This window comes from Pseudomonas mercuritolerans (assembly GCF_025706525.1).
GTDB lineage: Bacteria > Pseudomonadota > Gammaproteobacteria > Pseudomonadales > Pseudomonadaceae > Aquipseudomonas > Aquipseudomonas mercuritolerans.
In genome coordinates this window covers 284,812-301,248 of sequence record NZ_JAMSHA010000009.1, presented here as the reverse complement: position 1 = coordinate 301,248, position 16,437 = coordinate 284,812, and the positions used below count along the sequence as shown (strand labels likewise).

General features: G+C 55.0%; 31 protein-coding genes. All 31 read left to right on the top strand.

All coding sequences use genetic code 11. The annotated features are described in order from the left end of the window. On the top strand, positions 1-254 hold a 254-nt coding region (locus ND528_RS24400; protein ID WP_456239202.1), incomplete at its 5' end, for an EF-Tu C-terminal domain-related protein. A gap of 153 nt (positions 255-407) precedes the next feature. Further along, positions 408-719 (top strand): 30S ribosomal protein S10, encoded by a 312-nt coding sequence (gene rpsJ / locus ND528_RS24395; protein WP_003186070.1) that lies wholly within the window; start codon positions 408-410, stop codon positions 717-719. A gap of 80 nt (positions 720-799) precedes the next feature. Continuing rightward, on the top strand, positions 800-1,435 hold the full coding sequence (gene rplC, locus ND528_RS24390; RefSeq protein WP_003228738.1) for a 50S ribosomal protein L3: 636 nt from the start codon (positions 800-802) through the stop codon (positions 1,433-1,435). Between the two features lie 12 nt (positions 1,436-1,447). Then, complete coding sequence (gene rplD / locus ND528_RS24385; protein ID WP_003228735.1) at positions 1,448-2,050, top strand: 50S ribosomal protein L4; 603 nt, start codon at positions 1,448-1,450, stop codon at positions 2,048-2,050. Beyond that, the gene (rplW, locus tag ND528_RS24380; protein ID WP_002555488.1) at positions 2,047-2,346 is read left to right on the top strand and encodes a 50S ribosomal protein L23; all 300 of its coding nucleotides are present in this window, start codon (positions 2,047-2,049) and stop codon (positions 2,344-2,346) included. Before rplD ends, rplW begins: the two co-directional genes overlap by 4 nt. 14 nt (positions 2,347-2,360) lie before the next feature. Continuing rightward, on the top strand, positions 2,361-3,185 hold the full coding sequence (gene rplB / locus ND528_RS24375) for a 50S ribosomal protein L2 (protein ID WP_130912287.1): 825 nt from the start codon (positions 2,361-2,363) through the stop codon (positions 3,183-3,185). A gap of 16 nt (positions 3,186-3,201) precedes the next feature. Next, the gene (rpsS, locus tag ND528_RS24370; RefSeq protein ID WP_011336172.1) at positions 3,202-3,477 is read left to right on the top strand and encodes a 30S ribosomal protein S19; all 276 of its coding nucleotides are present in this window, start codon (positions 3,202-3,204) and stop codon (positions 3,475-3,477) included. 11 nt (positions 3,478-3,488) lie between these two features. Then, entirely contained in the window at positions 3,489-3,821 is a 333-nt protein-coding gene (rplV, locus tag ND528_RS24365; protein ID WP_003103908.1) for a 50S ribosomal protein L22, read from the top strand. A gap of 13 nt (positions 3,822-3,834) precedes the next feature. Next, positions 3,835-4,521 carry a 30S ribosomal protein S3 gene (rpsC, locus tag ND528_RS24360; RefSeq protein WP_003176422.1) on the top strand — a complete coding sequence of 229 codons (687 nt, stop codon included), beginning with the start codon at positions 3,835-3,837 and terminating at the stop codon, positions 4,519-4,521. A gap of 12 nt (positions 4,522-4,533) precedes the next feature. Then, positions 4,534-4,947, top strand: coding sequence for a 50S ribosomal protein L16 (gene rplP, locus ND528_RS24355; RefSeq protein ID WP_003228729.1), 414 nt, complete (start codon positions 4,534-4,536; stop codon positions 4,945-4,947). After that, positions 4,947-5,138 carry a 50S ribosomal protein L29 gene (gene rpmC, locus ND528_RS24350; RefSeq protein WP_002555481.1) on the top strand — a complete coding sequence of 64 codons (192 nt, stop codon included), beginning with the start codon at positions 4,947-4,949 and terminating at the stop codon, positions 5,136-5,138. The genes rplP and rpmC overlap by 1 nt, the downstream gene beginning before the upstream one ends. Positions 5,139-5,140: 2 nt before the next feature. Then, on the top strand, positions 5,141-5,407 hold the full coding sequence (gene rpsQ / locus ND528_RS24345) for a 30S ribosomal protein S17 (RefSeq protein WP_003194644.1): 267 nt from the start codon (positions 5,141-5,143) through the stop codon (positions 5,405-5,407). A 23-nt stretch (positions 5,408-5,430) separates the two neighbouring features. Then, positions 5,431-5,799 (top strand): 50S ribosomal protein L14, encoded by a 369-nt coding sequence (rplN, locus tag ND528_RS24340; RefSeq protein ID WP_002555479.1) that lies wholly within the window; start codon positions 5,431-5,433, stop codon positions 5,797-5,799. Between the two features lie 11 nt (positions 5,800-5,810). Continuing rightward, the gene (rplX, locus tag ND528_RS24335; RefSeq protein WP_003186046.1) at positions 5,811-6,125 is read left to right on the top strand and encodes a 50S ribosomal protein L24; all 315 of its coding nucleotides are present in this window, start codon (positions 5,811-5,813) and stop codon (positions 6,123-6,125) included. Positions 6,126-6,145: 20 nt separating this feature from the next. Then, a complete protein-coding gene (gene rplE, locus ND528_RS24330) occupies positions 6,146-6,685 on the top strand; it encodes a 50S ribosomal protein L5 (protein ID WP_003210069.1) in 540 nt (179 codons plus the stop codon). 13 nt (positions 6,686-6,698) lie between these two features. Next, entirely contained in the window at positions 6,699-7,004 is a 306-nt protein-coding gene (rpsN, locus tag ND528_RS24325) for a 30S ribosomal protein S14 (protein ID WP_003186042.1), read from the top strand. A 208-nt stretch (positions 7,005-7,212) separates the two neighbouring features. After that, positions 7,213-7,605 carry a 30S ribosomal protein S8 gene (rpsH, locus tag ND528_RS24320; protein WP_016772944.1) on the top strand — a complete coding sequence of 131 codons (393 nt, stop codon included), beginning with the start codon at positions 7,213-7,215 and terminating at the stop codon, positions 7,603-7,605. A gap of 12 nt (positions 7,606-7,617) precedes the next feature. Further along, positions 7,618-8,151: a 50S ribosomal protein L6 gene (gene rplF / locus ND528_RS24315; protein WP_003228722.1), complete on the top strand. Its 534-nt coding sequence runs from the start codon at positions 7,618-7,620 to the stop codon at positions 8,149-8,151. A gap of 10 nt (positions 8,152-8,161) precedes the next feature. Next, positions 8,162-8,512, top strand: a complete 351-nt coding sequence (gene rplR, locus ND528_RS24310; RefSeq protein WP_003186037.1) for a 50S ribosomal protein L18 — start codon at positions 8,162-8,164, stop codon at positions 8,510-8,512. Positions 8,513-8,515: 3 nt separating this feature from the next. Then, the gene (gene rpsE, locus ND528_RS24305) at positions 8,516-9,016 is read left to right on the top strand and encodes a 30S ribosomal protein S5 (RefSeq protein WP_007955637.1); all 501 of its coding nucleotides are present in this window, start codon (positions 8,516-8,518) and stop codon (positions 9,014-9,016) included. 2 nt (positions 9,017-9,018) lie between these two features. Continuing rightward, positions 9,019-9,195: a 50S ribosomal protein L30 gene (gene rpmD / locus ND528_RS24300; protein WP_003176408.1), complete on the top strand. Its 177-nt coding sequence runs from the start codon at positions 9,019-9,021 to the stop codon at positions 9,193-9,195. 3 nt (positions 9,196-9,198) lie between these two features. Beyond that, on the top strand, positions 9,199-9,636 hold the full coding sequence (rplO, locus tag ND528_RS24295; RefSeq protein WP_003228720.1) for a 50S ribosomal protein L15: 438 nt from the start codon (positions 9,199-9,201) through the stop codon (positions 9,634-9,636). Then, the gene (gene secY, locus ND528_RS24290) at positions 9,637-10,965 is read left to right on the top strand and encodes a preprotein translocase subunit SecY (protein ID WP_016772945.1); all 1,329 of its coding nucleotides are present in this window, start codon (positions 9,637-9,639) and stop codon (positions 10,963-10,965) included. Between the two features lie 27 nt (positions 10,966-10,992). Further along, positions 10,993-11,109: a 50S ribosomal protein L36 gene (gene rpmJ, locus ND528_RS24285; protein ID WP_002555468.1), complete on the top strand. Its 117-nt coding sequence runs from the start codon at positions 10,993-10,995 to the stop codon at positions 11,107-11,109. A 130-nt stretch (positions 11,110-11,239) separates the two neighbouring features. After that, entirely contained in the window at positions 11,240-11,596 is a 357-nt protein-coding gene (gene rpsM, locus ND528_RS24280) for a 30S ribosomal protein S13 (RefSeq protein WP_003186020.1), read from the top strand. A 30-nt stretch (positions 11,597-11,626) separates the two neighbouring features. After that, positions 11,627-12,016, top strand: a complete 390-nt coding sequence (gene rpsK / locus ND528_RS24275) for a 30S ribosomal protein S11 (protein ID WP_002555466.1) — start codon at positions 11,627-11,629, stop codon at positions 12,014-12,016. Between the two features lie 18 nt (positions 12,017-12,034). Continuing rightward, on the top strand, positions 12,035-12,655 hold the full coding sequence (gene rpsD, locus ND528_RS24270; RefSeq protein WP_003176404.1) for a 30S ribosomal protein S4: 621 nt from the start codon (positions 12,035-12,037) through the stop codon (positions 12,653-12,655). Between the two features lie 22 nt (positions 12,656-12,677). Further along, positions 12,678-13,679 (top strand): DNA-directed RNA polymerase subunit alpha, encoded by a 1,002-nt coding sequence (locus tag ND528_RS24265; RefSeq protein ID WP_016772946.1) that lies wholly within the window; start codon positions 12,678-12,680, stop codon positions 13,677-13,679. Between the two features lie 42 nt (positions 13,680-13,721). Next, complete coding sequence (gene rplQ / locus ND528_RS24260) at positions 13,722-14,108, top strand: 50S ribosomal protein L17 (protein ID WP_003176402.1); 387 nt, start codon at positions 13,722-13,724, stop codon at positions 14,106-14,108. Positions 14,109-14,347: 239 nt separating this feature from the next. Beyond that, the gene (locus ND528_RS24255) at positions 14,348-15,784 is read left to right on the top strand and encodes a catalase (RefSeq protein WP_130912286.1); all 1,437 of its coding nucleotides are present in this window, start codon (positions 14,348-14,350) and stop codon (positions 15,782-15,784) included. Positions 15,785-15,951: 167 nt separating this feature from the next. Continuing rightward, positions 15,952-16,419, top strand: coding sequence for a bacterioferritin (gene bfr / locus ND528_RS24250; protein ID WP_130912285.1), 468 nt, complete (start codon positions 15,952-15,954; stop codon positions 16,417-16,419). Positions 16,420-16,437: the final 18 nt, after the last annotated feature.

Sequence of the window (16,437 nt, the reverse complement as noted above, 5' to 3'; positions counted from 1 at the left end):
TTCTGAGCAAGGAAGAAGGCGGTCGTCACACTCCGTTCTTCAAAGGCTACCGTCCACAGTTCTACTTCCGTACTACTGACGTGACTGGTAACTGCGAGCTGCCAGAAGGCGTTGAAATGGTAATGCCGGGTGACAACATTCAGATGACTGTTACCTTGATCAAAACCATCGCGATGGAAGACGGTCTGCGTTTCGCTATCCGTGAAGGCGGTCGTACCGTCGGCGCTGGCGTCGTAGCCAAAATCATCGAGTAAGACTTTTAAAGTCAGCTTGATGGATTGAAAAGCCCCCGCTCAGCGGGGGCTTTTTTATTGGGTTGACACCTATCGGGGGCGTCTATAGAATTGCGCCTCCTTTTAACGGGCGTATTGCGCCCGGTGGGAATAGCAGCCGGAGTCTGAAATCCAATGCAAAATCAGCAAATCCGTATCAGGTTGAAGGCTTTTGACCATCGCCTGATCGACCAATCAACCCAGGAAATCGTGGAAACCGCGAAACGTACTGGTGCTCAAGTGCGTGGTCCAATTCCACTGCCTACCCGTAAAGAGCGGTTCACCGTTCTGGTTTCCCCGCACGTCAACAAAGACGCGCGTGACCAGTACGAGATCCGCACTCATAAGCGTGTTCTGGACATCGTCCAGCCAACGGATAAAACCGTTGACGCGCTGATGAAGCTTGATCTTGCGGCCGGTGTGGAAGTGCAGATCAGCCTCGGCTAAGACTCGGTCTTGGTCGTGTAACGCTCTGAAATGGGCGGCCATAGCGGGTGAAAGCCCCGTACACTCATGAGGTTTACAACATGACTATTGGTGTAGTCGGTCGTAAATGCGGTATGACCCGTATTTTCACCGAAGAAGGTGTCTCCATTCCGGTCACGGTCATTGAGATCGAGCCGAATCGCGTCACCCAGTTCAAAACTGAAGAGACCGATGGCTATCGTGCAGTGCAAGTCACTGTCGGCGAGCGTCGCGCTTCGCGTGTAACAGCAGCTCAGGCTGGCCACTTCGCTAAAGCGAACGTTGCCGCTGGTCGCACCACCATGGAATTCCGCCTTGAAGAAGGCGAGTACCAGGCTGGCGATCTGATCAACGCTGAAATCTTCGCCGCTGGTCAACTGGTTGATGTAACCGGTCAGTCCAAGGGTAAAGGCTTCCAGGGTACGATCAAGCGTTGGAATTTCCGCGGGCAAGATAACACCCACGGTAACTCCGTATCCCACCGCGTCCCAGGCTCTATCGGCCAGTGCCAGACTCCTGGTCGTGTATTCAAGGGCAAAAAAATGTCCGGTCATATGGGCGCTGAGCGCGTGACCGTGCAGTCCCTGGAAGTAGTGCGCGTGGACGCTGAACGCAATCTGTTGTTGGTCAAGGGTGCTGTTCCTGGCGCTACTGGCGGCAACCTGGTTGTACGTCCAGCAGCCAAGGCTCGCGGTTAAGGGGAAGCTGACATGCAATTAAATGTAAATGACGCTCAAGCGATCGAAGTTTCCGAACTGACATTTGGCGGCGAATTCAACGAGACGCTGGTTCACCAAGCAGTCGTGGCCTACATGGCCGGCGGCCGTCAAGGTAGCAAGCAGCAGAAGACCCGTTCCGACGTTCGTGGTGGCGGCAAGCGCCCATGGCGTCAGAAAGGTACTGGCCGTGCTCGTGCCGGTACTATCCGTAGCCCAATCTGGCGTGGCGGCGGTACCACTTTCGCAGCTCGTCCACAGGATCACTCCCAGAAGCTGAACAAGAAGATGTATCGCGCAGCAATGCGTTCCATCCTTGCTGAGCTGGTGCGTACTGATCGTCTGGTCGTGGTTCAGGATTTCGCTGTTGAAACTCCGAAAACCAAAGATCTGCTGGGCAAACTGAACAACATGAGCTTGACCGACGTTCTGATCGTGTCGGACGCTGTTGATCAGAACCTGTACCTGGCTGCTCGCAACCTGCCGCACGTAGATGTACGTGACGTGCAAGGTTCCGATCCAGTTAGTCTGATCGCATACGACAAGGTGTTGATCACCGTGTCGGCCGTGAAGAAATTCGAGGAGCTGCTGGGATGAACCAGGAACGCGTATTTAAAGTTCTGCTTGGCCCGCACGTTTCCGAGAAGGCTACGGTTCTGGCAGACAAGAAAGGCCAGTTCGTTTTCAAGGTTGCTACTGACGCAACCAAGCTGGAAATCAAGAAGGCCGTCGAAAGCCTGTTCAGCGTGAAAGTAGAGCGCGTCACTACCCTGAATGTTCTGGGTAAGAGCAAGCGCACTGCTCGCGGTCTGGGCAAGCGTAATGACTGGAAGAAGGCAGTTATCTCCCTTCAGCCAGGCCAAGATCTCGATTTCAGCAGCAGTGCTGAGTAAGGAAGGGGTGCATCATGGCAATCGTTAAATGCAAACCGACTTCCCCTGGCCGCCGTTTTGTGGTCAAGGTGGTCAACCAGGAGCTGCATAAAGGCGCTCCTCACGCACCGCTGCTCGAGAAAAAATCGAAGTCTGGTGGTCGTAACAACAATGGCCGTATTACCACTCGTCACATCGGTGGTGGTCATAAGCAGCATTACCGTATGGTCGATTTCCGTCGCAACGACAAAGATGGCATCTCCGCCACTGTCGAGCGCATCGAATACGATCCAAACCGTACTGCTCACATCGCACTGCTTTGCTACGCAGACGGCGAGCGCCGCTACATCATCGCCCCTAAAGGCGTGAGTGCTGGCGACCAGCTGATCGCAGGCGCTCTGGCTCCAATCAAGCCAGGCAATGCTCTGCAACTGCGCAACATTCCAGTCGGTTCTACCGTACACGGCATCGAATTGAAGCCAGGAAAAGGTGCACAGATCGCTCGTTCCGCTGGTGCTTCGGCTCAGCTGATCGCTCGTGAAGGTGTCTACGTGACCCTGCGTCTGCGTTCCGGTGAAATGCGTAAAGTCCTGGCTGAATGCCGTGCGACCCTGGGTGAAGTCTCGAACTCCGAGCACAGCCTGCGTTCGCTGGGTAAAGCTGGTGCCAAACGCTGGCGTGGCGTTCGCCCAACCGTTCGTGGTGTTGCCATGAACCCGGTTGACCACCCACATGGTGGTGGTGAAGGTCGTACCTCTGGTGGTCGTCATCCGGTATCGCCATGGGGCTTCCCGACTAAGGGCGCGAAGACTCGTGGTAATAAGCGTACCGACAAAATGATCGTCCGTCGTCGCAAGTAAATAGAGGGATACGACAGTGCCACGTTCTCTGAAAAAAGGTCCTTTTATTGATCTTCACCTACTGAAGAAGATCGAAGTGGCGGCGGAAAAGAACGATCGCAAACCAATTAAAACCTGGTCGCGTCGTTCGATGATCCTGCCACAAATGGTCGGTCTGACCATCGCAGTACACAACGGTCGTCAGCACGTCCCAGTTCTCGTTAACGAAGACATGGTCGGCCACAAACTGGGCGAGTTCGCCGGTACCCGCAACTATCGCGGGCACGTGGCTGACAAGAAAGCCAAGCGTTAAGGGGTAAGGAAATGGAAGTAGCCGCTAAGTTGTCGGGCGCTCGAATCTCCGCCCAGAAAGCCCGCTTGGTCGCCGACCAGATCCGCGGGAAGAAGGTGGGCGAAGCGCTCAACCTGTTGGCTTTCAGCAGTAAGAAAGCCGCCGAGATCATGAAGAAAGTGCTGGAGTCGGCCGTAGCCAACGCCGAGCATAACGAAGGCGCAGACGTTGATGACCTGAAGGTCAGCACCGTTTTCGTCAACGAAGGGCGTTCGCTGAAGCGCATCATGCCACGTGCCAAAGGCCGTGCTGATCGCATCGTCAAGCGGTCTTGCCATATCACTGTCAAGGTTGCTGACAAGTAACGGAGTCGAAGAGATGGGTCAGAAAGTACATCCCATTGGCATTCGCCTGGGAATCGTCAAGGAGCACACCTCCGTCTGGTACGCAGACGGTCGGACTTATGCGGACTACTTGTTCGCAGATCTGAAAGTGCGTGAGTATCTCCAAGACAAACTAAAAAGCGCGTCCGTAAGCCGTATCGATATCCATCGTCCGGCCCAAACTGCACGCATCACCATCCACACCGCTCGTCCTGGTATCGTTATCGGGAAGAAAGGTGAAGATGTTGAGAAACTGCGTCAGGACCTGACCAAGCAAATGGGTGTGCCTGTGCACATCAATATCGAAGAGATCCGCAAGCCGGAGCTCGACGGTATGCTGGTTGCGCAGAGCGTAGCTCAGCAGCTGGAGCGTCGTGTAATGTTCCGTCGCGCTATGAAGCGCGCTGTACAGAACGCCATGCGCATTGGTGCCAAAGGCATCAAAATCCAAGTGAGCGGTCGTCTCGGCGGTGCTGAAATCGCACGTACTGAATGGTATCGCGAAGGTCGTGTGCCACTGCACACCCTGCGTGCCGACATCGACTATGCCAACTACGAAGCTCACACCACTTACGGTGTGATCGGTGTAAAGGTTTGGATCTTCAAAGGCGAAGTTATTGGTGGTCGCCAAGAAGAACTGAAACCACAAGCACCAGCGCCTCGTAAAAAAGCTGCTAAGTAAGGGGTACGCCAAATGTTGCAACCAAAGCGTACGAAGTTCCGCAAGCAGATGACCGGCCACAACCGTGGTCTGGCACTGCGCGGTAGCAAAGTCAGCTTCGGCGAGTTCGCGCTGAAGTCTGTTGCTCGTGGTCGTCTCACCGCTCGTCAGATCGAGTCAGCGCGTCGTGCTCTGACCCGTCACGTAAAACGTGGCGGCAAGATCTGGATCCGTGTATTCCCGGACAAGCCGATCTCCAAGAAGCCTCTCGAGGTTCGTATGGGTAAAGGTAAGGGTAACGTGGAGTACTGGGTTGCCCAGATTCAGCCAGGCAAAGTCCTGTATGAAATCGAGGGTGTTTCTGAAGAGCTGGCGCGTGAGGCTTTCGCCCTGGCTGCTGCAAAGCTGCCGCTCGCCACCTCCTTTGTTAAACGGACGGTGATGTGATGAAAGCGAATGAACTTCGTGAAAAATCCGCACAGCAGCTGAACGAGCAACTGCTCGGCTTGCTGCGCGACCAGTTCAATCTGCGCATGCAGAAAGCAACTGGCCAGTTGGGGCAGTCTCATCTGCTCTCGCAAGTTAAGCGTGACATCGCTCGCGTGAAGACTGTGCTCAACCAGCAGGCAGGTAAGTGATCATGGCTGAAGCCGAAAAAACTGTCCGTACGCTGACTGGCCGTGTTGTCAGCGACAAGATGGACAAAACCATCACCGTTCTGATCGAGCGTCGCGTTAAGCACCCGATCTACGGTAAATACGTTAAGCGTTCGACTAAGCTGCACGCGCACGACGAAACCAATCAGTGCCACATCGGCGACAAAGTCACTATTCGTGAAACTCGTCCGATGGCCAAGACCAAGTCTTGGGCGCTGGTTGATGTTCTCGAACGCGCTGTGGAAGTCTAAGGGCTAGGGGTCGGAGAAATTATATGATTCAGACTCAATCCATGCTCGATGTGGCCGATAACAGCGGCGCTCGCCGTGTTATGTGCATCAAGGTGCTGGGTGGCTCCCATCGTCGTTACGCTGGTATCGGTGACATCATCAAAGTTACCGTGAAGGAAGCAATTCCTCGCGGTAAGGTGAAAAAAGGCCAAGTGATGACTGCTGTTGTAGTCCGCACTCGTCACGGCGTACGTCGTGCTGATGGCTCCATTATCCGCTTTGATGGCAACGCTGCTGTTCTTCTGAACAACAAGCAAGAGCCGATCGGCACCCGTATCTTTGGGCCAGTGACCCGTGAACTTCGTACTGAGAAGTTCATGAAGATCGTCTCGCTCGCCCCAGAAGTGCTGTAAGGAGATCCGACATGCAAAAGATTCGTCGTGACGACGAGATCATCGTGATCGCCGGCAAAGACAAAGGTAAGCGCGGTAAGGTGCTGAAGGTTCTTGCTGACAACCGTCTGGTTGTTGGTGGTCTGAACCTGGTCAAGCGTCATACCAAGCCTAACCCGATGTCGGGCGTACAGGGCGGTATCGTCGAGAAAGAAGCGCCACTGCACGCTTCCAACGTCGCCATCTTCAACGGCGAAACCAACAAGGCTGACCGCGTTGGTTTCAAAGTAGAAGACGGTAAGAAAATTCGTGTCTTCAAGTCGACCCAAAAAGCGGTTGATGCTTGAACACTGCTAGGTAGAAGACCATGGCACGACTAAAAGAGATTTACCGGAAGGAAATCGCTCCGAAACTTAAGGAAGAACTTAAGCTTTCGAACGTGATGGAAGTTCCGCGCGTTACCAAAATCACCCTGAACATGGGTCTGGGCGAAGCGATCGGCGACAAAAAAGTCATCGAGCACGCTGTTGCTGACCTGGAAAAGATCACCGGCCAGAAAGTCGTTGTGACCTACGCTCGTAAATCCATCGCTGGCTTCAAAGTCCGCGAAGGATGGCCGATCGGCGTCAAAGTGACCCTGCGCCGTGAGCGTATGTACGAGTTCCTGGATCGTCTGCTGTCGATCTCCCTGCCTCGGGTTCGCGACTTCCGCGGCCTGAATGCCAAGTCCTTCGATGGTCGTGGCAACTACAGCATGGGCGTGAAAGAGCAGATCATCTTCCCGGAAATCGACTACGACAAGATCGATGCTCTCCGCGGTCTGGACATTACCCTGACCACCACTGCCAAGAACGATGATGAAGGCCGCGCTCTGCTGCGTGCTTTCAAATTCCCGTTCCGCAACTGATTGGAGTAGGAAAATGGCCAAGAAGAGCATGAAGAACCGTGAGCTGAAGCGTCAGCTCACCGTTGCCAAGTACGCCACCAAGCGTGCAGCGCTGAAAGCTATCATCGTCGATCTGAACGCAAGTCCAGAAGCGCGTTGGGAAGCTACCGTAGCTCTGCAGAAGCAACCACGTGACGCAAGCGCTTCGCGCATGCGTAACCGTTGCCGCCTGACTGGTCGTCCGCACGGCGTGTACCGCAAGTTCGGCCTCGGCCGTAACATGCTGCGTCAAGCTGCAATGCGTGGTGACGTACCAGGTCTGGTTAAAGCCAGCTGGTAACAGTTGTCAAAGTCTCGATGTTCGGGTTCGCAAGAACCTGACCATCGGTGGCCTTGAATCTGAATCAAGCCCCTTTTGGGGCTTGATTCATTTCTGGGGTGTGTCTAGAATGACCGGCTCGCCTGAGCCCGTGTTTTTCTGCCCGGAAGTTCTCGGCGACAAGTAGTAGCCGCAAGGCTAATTTTTTTGTATTAGGAGCGTCTAGCCCATGAGTATGCAGGACCCGTTAGCGGACATGCTAACTCGAATCCGTAATGCCCAGATGGCTGAAAAGTCTGTCGTAAGCATGCCGTCTTCCACGTTGAAGGCTGCTGTAGCAAAAGTCCTGAAGGACGAAGGTTACATCGCGGATTTTCAGATCACCACCGACGCCAAGCCGTCGCTGTCCATCTCGCTGAAGTACTTCGAAGGCCGTCCGGTTATCGAAGAAGTGAAGCGCGTTAGTCGTCCAGGCCTGCGTCAGTACAAGTCCGTTGAAGATCTGCCGAAAGTTCGTGGCGGTCTTGGCGTGTCTATCGTCTCCACCAACAAAGGTGTGATGACGGATCGTGCTGCGCGCGCTGCCGGTGTCGGCGGCGAAGTTCTTTGCACTGTGTTCTAAGGGGGGATAAGCATGTCTCGCGTCGCTAAGAACCCCGTTAAGCTGCCAGCCGGTGTCGAAGTCAAATTCGCAGGCCAACAGCTTTCGGTGAAGGGTGCCAAGGGTACTCTTGAACTGAACATCCATTCGTCCGTTGAGATCGTTGAAGAAGCTGGTGAGCTGCGTTTCGCTGCTCGCAATGGCGATCAACAAACTCGCGCAATGGCCGGTACCACGCGTGCGTTGGTAAACAACATGGTCCAGGGCGTAAGCCAAGGCTTCGAGCGCAAGCTCCAGCTGGTCGGTGTTGGTTACAAAGCGCAAGCAAAAGGTCAGGTTCTGAACCTGGCTCTTGGCTTCTCGCACCCAGTGGATTACGAACTGCCGGAAGGCATCACCGCTGAGACTCCTAGCCAGACCGATATCCTGATCAAGGGCATCGACAAGCAGCTGGTAGGTCAAGTGGCCGCCGAGATCCGCGACTTCCGTCCACCAGAGCCGTACAAAGGCAAAGGTGTGCGCTACGCGGACGAAGTCGTCCGTCGTAAAGAAGCCAAGAAGAAGTAGGGCATAGCAAATGACCGACAAAAAAGTTACTCGACTGCGTCGCGCTCGCAAAGCACGCCTGAAAATGCACGAACTCGAAGTCGTGCGTCTCTGCGTGTTCCGCTCGTCGCAGCACATCTACGCCCAGGTCATCTCGGCCGACGGCAACAAAGTCCTGGCAAGTGCCTCGACTTTGGATAAAGAACTGCGTGATGGTGCCACTGGCAACATCGACGCGGCCACAAAGGTTGGCCAGCTGGTCGCTACGCGTGCTAAGGCCGCTGGCGTATCGCAAGTGGCTTTCGACCGCTCTGGCTTCAAGTATCACGGCCGCGTTAAAGCGCTGGCTGATGCTGCTCGTGAAGCTGGGCTGGAGTTCTAAGTTATGTCAAATAACGACCAAAAGCGCGACGAAGGCTACATCGAGAAGCTGGTTCAAGTTAACCGCGTAGCCAAAACCGTTAAAGGCGGCCGTATCTTCACTTTCACCGCGTTGACCGTGGTTGGTGATGGTAAAGGGCGTGTTGGCTTCGGCCGTGGCAAGTCGCGTGAAGTGCCTGCTGCGATCCAGAAGGCAATGGAAGCTGCTCGCCGCAACATGATTCAAGTTGACCTGAACGGCACCACTCTGCAGTACGCAATGAAGTCCGCTCACGGCGCTTCGAAGGTGTACATGCAGCCTGCTTCTGAAGGTACCGGTATCATCGCTGGCGGCGCTATGCGTGCTGTCCTCGAAGTTGCTGGCGTTCAGAACGTTCTGGCCAAGTGCTACGGCTCGACTAACCCGGTAAACGTGGTTCACGCCACTTTCAAGGGTCTGAAGGCTATGCAGTCTCCTGAGTCCATCGCTGCCAAGCGTGGCCTGCGTGTTGAGGAGATCAAGTAATCATGGCTACCGTTAAAGTTACGCTGATCAAAAGCATGACCGGCCGCATCCCTAACCACAAATTGTGCGTTAAGGGTCTGGGTCTGCGTCGCATCGGTCACACTGTAGAAGTCCAGGATACTCCCGAGAATCGCGGGATGATCAACAAGGCTTACTACATGCTGCGTGTCGAGGGTTAATCGATGAAACTCAATGATCTGAGTCCAGCGCCGGGTTCCCGTCGCGAAAAGCATCGTCCGGGCCGTGGTATCGGTAGTGGTTTGGGCAAGACTGGTGGCCGTGGTCACAAAGGTCAGACCTCCCGCTCCGGTGGCACCATCGCTCCAGGCTTTGAAGGCGGTCAACAGCCGCTGCATCGTCGCCTGCCCAAGTTCGGTTTCGTTTCCCTGAAAGCCATGGATCGCGCAGAAGTGCGTTTGTCCGAGCTGGCCAAAGTGGAAGGCGACATCGTTACTGTGCAGTCCCTGAAAGATGCCAACGTGATCAACGTCAACGTACAGCGTGTGAAAATCATGCTGTCCGGTGAAGTGACTCGCGCTGTCACTATCGGCAAGGGAATCGGCGCCACCAAAGGTGCGCGTGCGGCTATCGAAGCAGCTGGCGGCAAGTTCGAGGAATAAATGGCTAAGCAAGGTGCTCTCTCTGCGCTCGGCAAAGGCGGTATGTCTGAACTCTGGGCTCGTCTGCGTTTTCTGTTCCTGGCGATTATCGTCTACCGAATAGGCGCACACATCCCGGTTCCAGGTATCAACCCGGACCGACTCGCAGACCTGTTTCGACAGAATGAGGGGACCATTCTTAGCTTGTTCAACATGTTCTCCGGCGGCGCGCTGGAACGGATGAGCATCTTTGCACTGGGGATCATGCCGTACATTTCGGCATCGATCATCATGCAACTGATGACCGCCGTCAGCCCGCAGCTGGAGCAGTTGAAGAAGGAAGGTGAAGCTGGCCGTCGCAAGATCAGCCAGTACACCCGCTACCTCACCGTCGCTCTCGCTCTGGTCCAGGCTATTGGCATGTCCATTGGTCTGGCCGGGCAGGGCGTTGCGTTCACTGGTGACTTTGGCTTCCATTTCGTCGCGGTAACCACATTTGTGGCTGGTGCGATGTTCATGATGTGGCTGGGTGAGCAGATTACTGAGCGTGGTGTTGGCAACGGTATCTCGATGTTGATTTTTTCGGGTATCGTCGCCGGTCTTCCGAGAGCAATCGGGCAGTCTTTCGAGTCTGCGCGTCAGGGTGATATCAACATCTTCGCCCTGGTTGCCATCGGTTTGCTGGCAGTAGCGATTATCGGTTTCGTGGTGTTCATTGAGCGTGGTCAGCGTCGTATCGCTGTTCACTACGCCAAGCGTCAGCAGGGCCGCAAGGTCTTTGCTGCGCAGACCAGCCACTTGCCGCTGAAGGTGAACATGGCCGGTGTTATTCCGGCTATTTTCGCGAGCAGCATTTTGCTGTTCCCGGCTTCGTTGGGTGCCTGGTTCGGTCAGTCTGAAGGTATGGGCTGGTTGCAGGACATCTCGCAGTCGATCGCTCCTGGTCAGCCGTTGAATATTCTGCTGTTTAGTGCAGGGATTATTTTCTTCTGCTTCTTCTATACGGCGTTGATGTTCAATCCGAAAGACGTAGCGGAAAACCTGAAGAAGTCCGGTGCCTTTATTCCGGGCATCCGTCCAGGTGAGCAGTCTGCGCGCTACATTGATGGCGTTCTGACTCGTTTGACCCTGTTCGGTGCTCTTTACATGACGGCCGTGTGCCTGTTGCCCCAGTTTCTTGTGGTTGCAGCAAACGTTCCGTTCTACCTTGGCGGGACCTCGTTGCTGATCGTGGTCGTGGTTGTGATGGACTTCATGTCCCAAGTACAATCGCACCTCGTTTCGCACCAGTACGAATCCCTGATGAAGAAAGCCAACCTGAAGGGTTACGGCAGCGGCATGTTGCGCTGAGTACCCATAAGGTTCGAGGAGTTGGTGATGAAAGTTCGTGCATCGGTGAAAAAGCTGTGCCGTAACTGCAAGATTATTCGCCGCGAAGGTGTTGTTCGAGTAATTTGCAGCGCGGAACCGCGTCACAAACAGCGCCAAGGCTGAGTGTGATTGTGCTTCAAGCCCGGTAGCTAGTGCGCTACCGGGTTGATTATTTGTTATTACAGCGATATTATCTCGCGCCCTATTTCTTGGCTTCCGGGGCGTAGGTAGCTGTCAATTGGAGTCCCACTGAATGGCCCGTATTGCAGGCGTTAACATTCCAGATAACAAGCATACTGTTATCTCGCTGACCTACATCTATGGTGTTGGTCGCACTACTGCGCAGAAGATCTGTGCAGTGACTGGGGTAAACCCAGCAGCAAAGATCAAAGATCTGAGCGACGAGCAAATTGAACAGCTGCGTGGCGAAGTGGCGAAGTTCACCACTGAAGGTGACCTGCGTCGCGAAATCAACATGAAAATCAAGCGCTTGATGGACCTCGGTTGCTATCGCGGTCTGCGTCATCGTCGTGGTCTGCCAGTACGCGGTCAGCGTACCAAGACCAACGCGCGTACCCGTAAAGGTCCGCGTAAGCCGATCCGCAAGTAATCGCCCCAGCGAATCGACAGGAATTTAATCATGGCAAAACCTGCTGCTCGTCCTCGTAAAAAAGTTAAAAAGACAGTGGTTGATGGCATCGCCCACATCCATGCATCTTTTAACAACACCATCGTGACCATTACCGACCGTCAAGGTAACGCTCTTTCCTGGGCTACCTCCGGTGGTTCGGGTTTCCGCGGTTCCCGCAAGTCCACCCCGTTCGCTGCTCAAGTAGCTGCTGAACGTGCTGGTCAAGCTGCGCTGGAATACGGCCTGAAAAACCTCGACGTCAACGTCAAGGGTCCAGGTCCAGGTCGTGAATCCGCAGTCCGCGCTTTGAACGGCTGTGGCTACAAGATCGCCAGCATCACCGACGTGACGCCAATCCCGCACAACGGGTGCCGTCCGCCGAAGAAGCGCCGCGTGTAATCCAGGAGATTGTAAAGAATGGCTCGTTACATTGGTCCAAAATGCAAACTCGCTCGTCGCGAAGGCACCGATCTCTTCCTGAAGAGCGGCGTGCGCGCGATCGAATCGAAGTGCAACATTGAAGCAGCACCTGGTATCCACGGCCAACGCCGCGGTCGCCAGTCCGATTACGGCACCCAACTGCGTGAAAAGCAGAAGGTCCGTCGTATCTACGGCGTTCTCGAGCGTCAGTTCAGCGGCTACTACAAAGAAGCTGCTGGCAAGAAAGGTGCAACCGGTGAAAACCTGCTGCAACTTCTCGAATGCCGTCTGGACAACGTTGTATACCGTATGGGCTTTGGTTCGACTCGTGCCGAATCCCGCCAGCTGGTATCGCACAAGTCGATCAGCGTCAACGGTCAGACCGTAAACGTTCCGTCGTATCAGGTTCGTGCTGGTGACGTGGTTGCAGTTCGCGAGAAAGCAAAAAACCAACTTCGCATTGTCCAAGCTCTCGATCTGTGTGCCCAACGTGGCCGCGTAGAATGGGTAGAAGTAGACACTGAGAAGAAGTCGGGCGTTTTCAAGAACGTTCCTGCTCGCAGTGATCTGTCCGCCGACATCAACGAAAGCCTGATTGTCGAGCTCTACTCCAAGTAAGGGCTAGAAAATAGGTGCATCCATGCAGATTTCGGTAAATGAGTTCCTGACACCCCGCCACATTGATGTGCAGGTTGTCAGTCCAACCCGCGCCAAGATCACTCTCGAGCCTCTCGAGCGTGGTTTTGGCCACACCCTGGGCAACGCGCTGCGCCGCATCCTGTTGTCCTCAATGCCCGGCTGCGCAGTAGTCGAGGCCGAGATTGACGGTGTGCTCCACGAGTACAGCGCCATCGAAGGTGTACAGGAAGACGTAATTGAAATCCTGTTGAACCTTAAAGGTCTGGCCATCAAGCTGCACGGTCGTGACGAAGTTACGCTGACCTTGTCGAAGAAGGGTTCGGGGGTGGTTACCGCTGCCGATATTCAGCTGGATCATGATGTCGAGATCGTTAATCCCGATCACGTAATCGCTAACCTGGCGTCTAACGGCGCCCTGAACATGAAGCTCACCGTAGCTCGTGGTCGTGGTTATGAACCAGCCGACTCGCGTCAGAGCGATGAAGACGAAAGCCGCAGCATCGGTCGCTTGCAGCTTGACTCTTCGTTCAGCCCGGTTCGCCGTATCGCTTACGTGGTGGAAAACGCCCGTGTCGAGCAGCGTACCAACCTGGACAAGCTGGTTATTGATCTGGAAACCAACGGTACCCTGGATCCTGAAGAGGCTATCCGTCGCGCTGCAACCATCCTGCAACAGCAGCTGGCTGCGTTCGTCGACCTCAAAGGTGAAAGTGAGCCGCTGGTTGTCGAGCAGGAAGACGAGATCGATCCGATCCTGCTTCGCCCGGTTGACGATCTGGAACTGACTGTACGTTCGGCTAACTGCCTTAAGGCGGAAAACATCTACTACATCGGCGACCTGATTCAGCGTACCGAAGTAGAGCTGTTGAAGACTCCGAACCTGGGCAAGAAATCCTTGACTGAAATCAAGGACGTTCTGGCCTCCCGCGGTCTGTCCCTCGGCATGCGCCTCGACAACTGGCCGCCTGCAAGTCTTAAGAAGGACGACAAGGCGACTGCCTGATCGTCGTAATCACCGAACGTAGTGTTTGGTAAGGAATGAACCATGCGTCATCGTAAAAGTGGTCGTCACCTGAGCCGCACCAGCTCGCACCGCAAGGCCATGTTCCAAAACATGGCGGTGTCGCTGTTCGAGCACGAGCTGATCAAAACTACTCTGCCAAAAGCCAAAGAACTGCGCCGCGTTGCCGAGCCGCTGATCACTCTGGCCAAGACAGACAGCCTGGCTAACCGCCGTCTGGCTTTCGACCGTACTCGTTCGAAAGCTATCGTTGGTAAGCTCTTCAACGACCTGGGCAAGCGTTACGCTACCCGTGAGGGTGGCTACCTGCGCATCCTCAAGTGCGGTTTCCGCGCTGGCGACAACGCGCCTATGGCGTACGTCGAGTTGGTTGATCGTGCTACTGCTGGCGAAGCTGTATCCGCCGAGTAAGACGTCAGTCTGAAACAAAGAACCGGGCCTAGTGCCCGGTTTTTTGTGCCTGTAAGAAATGCGTCGTCCGTACAAGTTTCTGACATGGTTGAACTGCCACTATGTGCCGGGAAAACATAATTAGTAATTATCTATCGATGCCTGCAAGTTAATGAATTTGTAGCTGTAACGTCGATGATCAATACTTCGCCCCAAGCCCATTAGCCGGCAGTTCAAGACTGACAGAGGAAGAAGACCGCATGAGCCAGACCAAGACGCTTACAACCGCCAGTGGCGCGCCAGTCGCTGACAACCAGAATTCCCGTTCCGCCGGCCCACGCGGTCCGCTGCTTCTCGACGATTTCCATCTGATCGAAAAGCTCGCGCACTTCAACCGTGAAAACATTCCAGAACGCCGTGTCCACGCTAAGGGCTCGGGCGCTTACGGTACGTTCACCGTCACCCGTGACATCACCGCATACACCAGCGCAAAGTTGTTCGAATCGGTAGGCAAACAAACGCCAACCTTTCTGCGCTTTTCCACCGTAGGTGGCGAGCGTGGTTCGGCCGACACTGAGCGCGATCCGCGCGGCTTCGCCTTGAAGTTCTACACGGAGGAAGGCAACTGGGACATCGTTGGCAACAACACGCCAGTGTTCTTCATCCGTGATCCGCTAAAGTTTCCTGACTTTATCCACACGCAAAAGCGTCTGCCGCAAAGCAACCTGAAAAGTGCGCAGATGATGTGGGATTTCTGGTCGCATTCGCCTGAAGCGTTGCACCAGGTCACCATCCTGTTTTCTGATCGTGGCATCCCTGACGGCTATCGCCATATGCACGGCTTCGGCAGTCACACTTACAGCCTGATCAACGCCAAGGGCGAGCGTCACTGGGTGAAGTGGCACTACAAGACTCAGCAAGGCATCAAGAACCTGGCGCCAGCCGAGGCTGCCCGTTTGGCCGGTACCGACCCGGACTATGCGCAGCGTGACCTGTTCGAGGCCATCGAGCGCGGTGAATTCCCGAAATGGCGCGTGTGCATTCAGATCATGACCGAAGCGCAAGCGGCGGCTCATTACGAGAACCCATTCGACGTGACCAAGACCTGGTCGCAGAAGGAGTTTCCGTTGATCGAAGTCGGTGAGCTGGAGTTGAATCGCAACCCGCTGAACTACTTCGCGGAAGTTGAACAGGCTGCGTTTGGCCCGAGCAACATGGTGCCAGGTGTCGGTCTGTCGCCAGACCGCATGCTGCAAGGTCGCGTATTCGCCTACGCTGACGCACATCGCTATCGCGTAGGTACCAATCACCAGCAATTGCCGGTGAACGCTCCACGCAGCCCGGTGAACACCTATCAGCGTGACGGCTCCATGGCGTTCGGCAGCAATGGCGGCGCGGCGCCGAACTATGAACCGAACAGCTACGTTGAGTCGCCGAAGCAAGCGCCGCATTACGCGGAGCCAGCGCTGGCCTTGAGCGGTGCCGCCGATCGTTATGATCACCGCGAAGACACCGACTACTACAGCCACGCCGGTGCCTTGTTCCGCTTGATGAGCGACGAGCAGAAAGCATTGCTGGTCAGCAACATTGCCGGCGCAATGGCGGGTGTTTCCAGCGACGTCGTCGATCGTCAGTTGCAGCATTTCTACAAAGCCGATCCGGCGTATGGAGAAGCAATCGCAAAGCTGCTCAACTGACAGCTTAACGTAGTCTAAACGAGAAGCAGAACCGCCCTCATTTGGGCGGTTTTTGCGTTATTTGGCCTGCTTTTCTCAGAATATCTTCGCTTTTATTGCGCGTGGTGAGTGACCTTCCGGTCAGGTTGGTTCAAACTACAGACTTTCAGGAAGGGAGATGTAGGGCGATGCAAGGCCACCCAGATGTAATCGATTACCTCAATACGTTGCTGACCGGCGAACTGGCCGCGCGTGACCAGTATTTCGTTCATTCGCGGATGTATGAGGACTGGGGGTTCACCAAGCTCTACGAGCGCATCAACCACGAGATGGAAGAAGAAGCCGGCCACGCCGATGCGTTGATGCGGCGGATTCTGATGCTCGAAGGCACGCCGCGCATGCGTCCGGATGATCTGGATGTCGGCACCACGGTGCCTACGATGCTCGAAGCGGATCTGCGCCTCGAATACAAAGTCCGCGCTGCGCTGTGCAAAGGCATCGAACTTTGCGAGCAACACCAGGACTACGTCAGCCGCGAAATTCTGCGGGTTCAGCTCAACGACACTGAAGAAGATCACACCTACTGGCTGGAAAAGCAGTTGGGCCTGATCAAACTCATCGGTCTTGAGAACTACCTGCAATCCCACGCGTCCTGATTGCAACTGCTATAAAAA

Bases quoted from the DNA above. Each gene is read 5' to 3' on its own strand.
- rpsH (WP_016772944.1), top strand. From the start codon at position 7,213: ATGAGTATGCAGGACCCGTTAGCGGACATGCTAACTCGAATCCGTAAT.
- rplR (WP_003186037.1), top strand. From the start codon at position 8,162: ATGACCGACAAAAAAGTTACTCGACTGCGTCGCGCTCGCAAAGCACGC.
- ND528_RS24255 (WP_130912286.1), top strand. From the start codon at position 14,348: ATGAGCCAGACCAAGACGCTTACAACCGCCAGTGGCGCGCCAGTCGCT.
- rpsN (WP_003186042.1), top strand. From the start codon at position 6,699: ATGGCCAAGAAGAGCATGAAGAACCGTGAGCTGAAGCGTCAGCTCACC.
- ND528_RS24265 (WP_016772946.1), top strand. From the start codon at position 12,678: ATGCAGATTTCGGTAAATGAGTTCCTGACACCCCGCCACATTGATGTG.
- rplD (WP_003228735.1), top strand. From the start codon at position 1,448: ATGCAATTAAATGTAAATGACGCTCAAGCGATCGAAGTTTCCGAACTG.
- rplB (WP_130912287.1), top strand. From the start codon at position 2,361: ATGGCAATCGTTAAATGCAAACCGACTTCCCCTGGCCGCCGTTTTGTG.
- rpsD (WP_003176404.1), top strand. From the start codon at position 12,035: ATGGCTCGTTACATTGGTCCAAAATGCAAACTCGCTCGTCGCGAAGGC.
- rpsK (WP_002555466.1), top strand. From the start codon at position 11,627: ATGGCAAAACCTGCTGCTCGTCCTCGTAAAAAAGTTAAAAAGACAGTG.
- rpsJ (WP_003186070.1), top strand. From the start codon at position 408: ATGCAAAATCAGCAAATCCGTATCAGGTTGAAGGCTTTTGACCATCGC.
- rplF (WP_003228722.1), top strand. From the start codon at position 7,618: ATGTCTCGCGTCGCTAAGAACCCCGTTAAGCTGCCAGCCGGTGTCGAA.
- rpsE (WP_007955637.1), top strand. From the start codon at position 8,516: ATGTCAAATAACGACCAAAAGCGCGACGAAGGCTACATCGAGAAGCTG.
- rplV (WP_003103908.1), top strand. From the start codon at position 3,489: ATGGAAGTAGCCGCTAAGTTGTCGGGCGCTCGAATCTCCGCCCAGAAA.
- rplN (WP_002555479.1), top strand. From the start codon at position 5,431: ATGATTCAGACTCAATCCATGCTCGATGTGGCCGATAACAGCGGCGCT.
- rplE (WP_003210069.1), top strand. From the start codon at position 6,146: ATGGCACGACTAAAAGAGATTTACCGGAAGGAAATCGCTCCGAAACTT.
- rpsQ (WP_003194644.1), top strand. From the start codon at position 5,141: ATGGCTGAAGCCGAAAAAACTGTCCGTACGCTGACTGGCCGTGTTGTC.
- rpsM (WP_003186020.1), top strand. From the start codon at position 11,240: ATGGCCCGTATTGCAGGCGTTAACATTCCAGATAACAAGCATACTGTT.
- rpmC (WP_002555481.1), top strand. From the start codon at position 4,947: ATGAAAGCGAATGAACTTCGTGAAAAATCCGCACAGCAGCTGAACGAG.
- rplQ (WP_003176402.1), top strand. From the start codon at position 13,722: ATGCGTCATCGTAAAAGTGGTCGTCACCTGAGCCGCACCAGCTCGCAC.
- rplO (WP_003228720.1), top strand. From the start codon at position 9,199: ATGAAACTCAATGATCTGAGTCCAGCGCCGGGTTCCCGTCGCGAAAAG.
- rplC (WP_003228738.1), top strand. From the start codon at position 800: ATGACTATTGGTGTAGTCGGTCGTAAATGCGGTATGACCCGTATTTTC.
- rpmJ (WP_002555468.1), top strand. From the start codon at position 10,993: ATGAAAGTTCGTGCATCGGTGAAAAAGCTGTGCCGTAACTGCAAGATT.
- secY (WP_016772945.1), top strand. From the start codon at position 9,637: ATGGCTAAGCAAGGTGCTCTCTCTGCGCTCGGCAAAGGCGGTATGTCT.
- rplX (WP_003186046.1), top strand. From the start codon at position 5,811: ATGCAAAAGATTCGTCGTGACGACGAGATCATCGTGATCGCCGGCAAA.
- rplP (WP_003228729.1), top strand. From the start codon at position 4,534: ATGTTGCAACCAAAGCGTACGAAGTTCCGCAAGCAGATGACCGGCCAC.
- rpsC (WP_003176422.1), top strand. From the start codon at position 3,835: ATGGGTCAGAAAGTACATCCCATTGGCATTCGCCTGGGAATCGTCAAG.
- bfr (WP_130912285.1), top strand. From the start codon at position 15,952: ATGCAAGGCCACCCAGATGTAATCGATTACCTCAATACGTTGCTGACC.
- rpmD (WP_003176408.1), top strand. From the start codon at position 9,019: ATGGCTACCGTTAAAGTTACGCTGATCAAAAGCATGACCGGCCGCATC.
- rplW (WP_002555488.1), top strand. From the start codon at position 2,047: ATGAACCAGGAACGCGTATTTAAAGTTCTGCTTGGCCCGCACGTTTCC.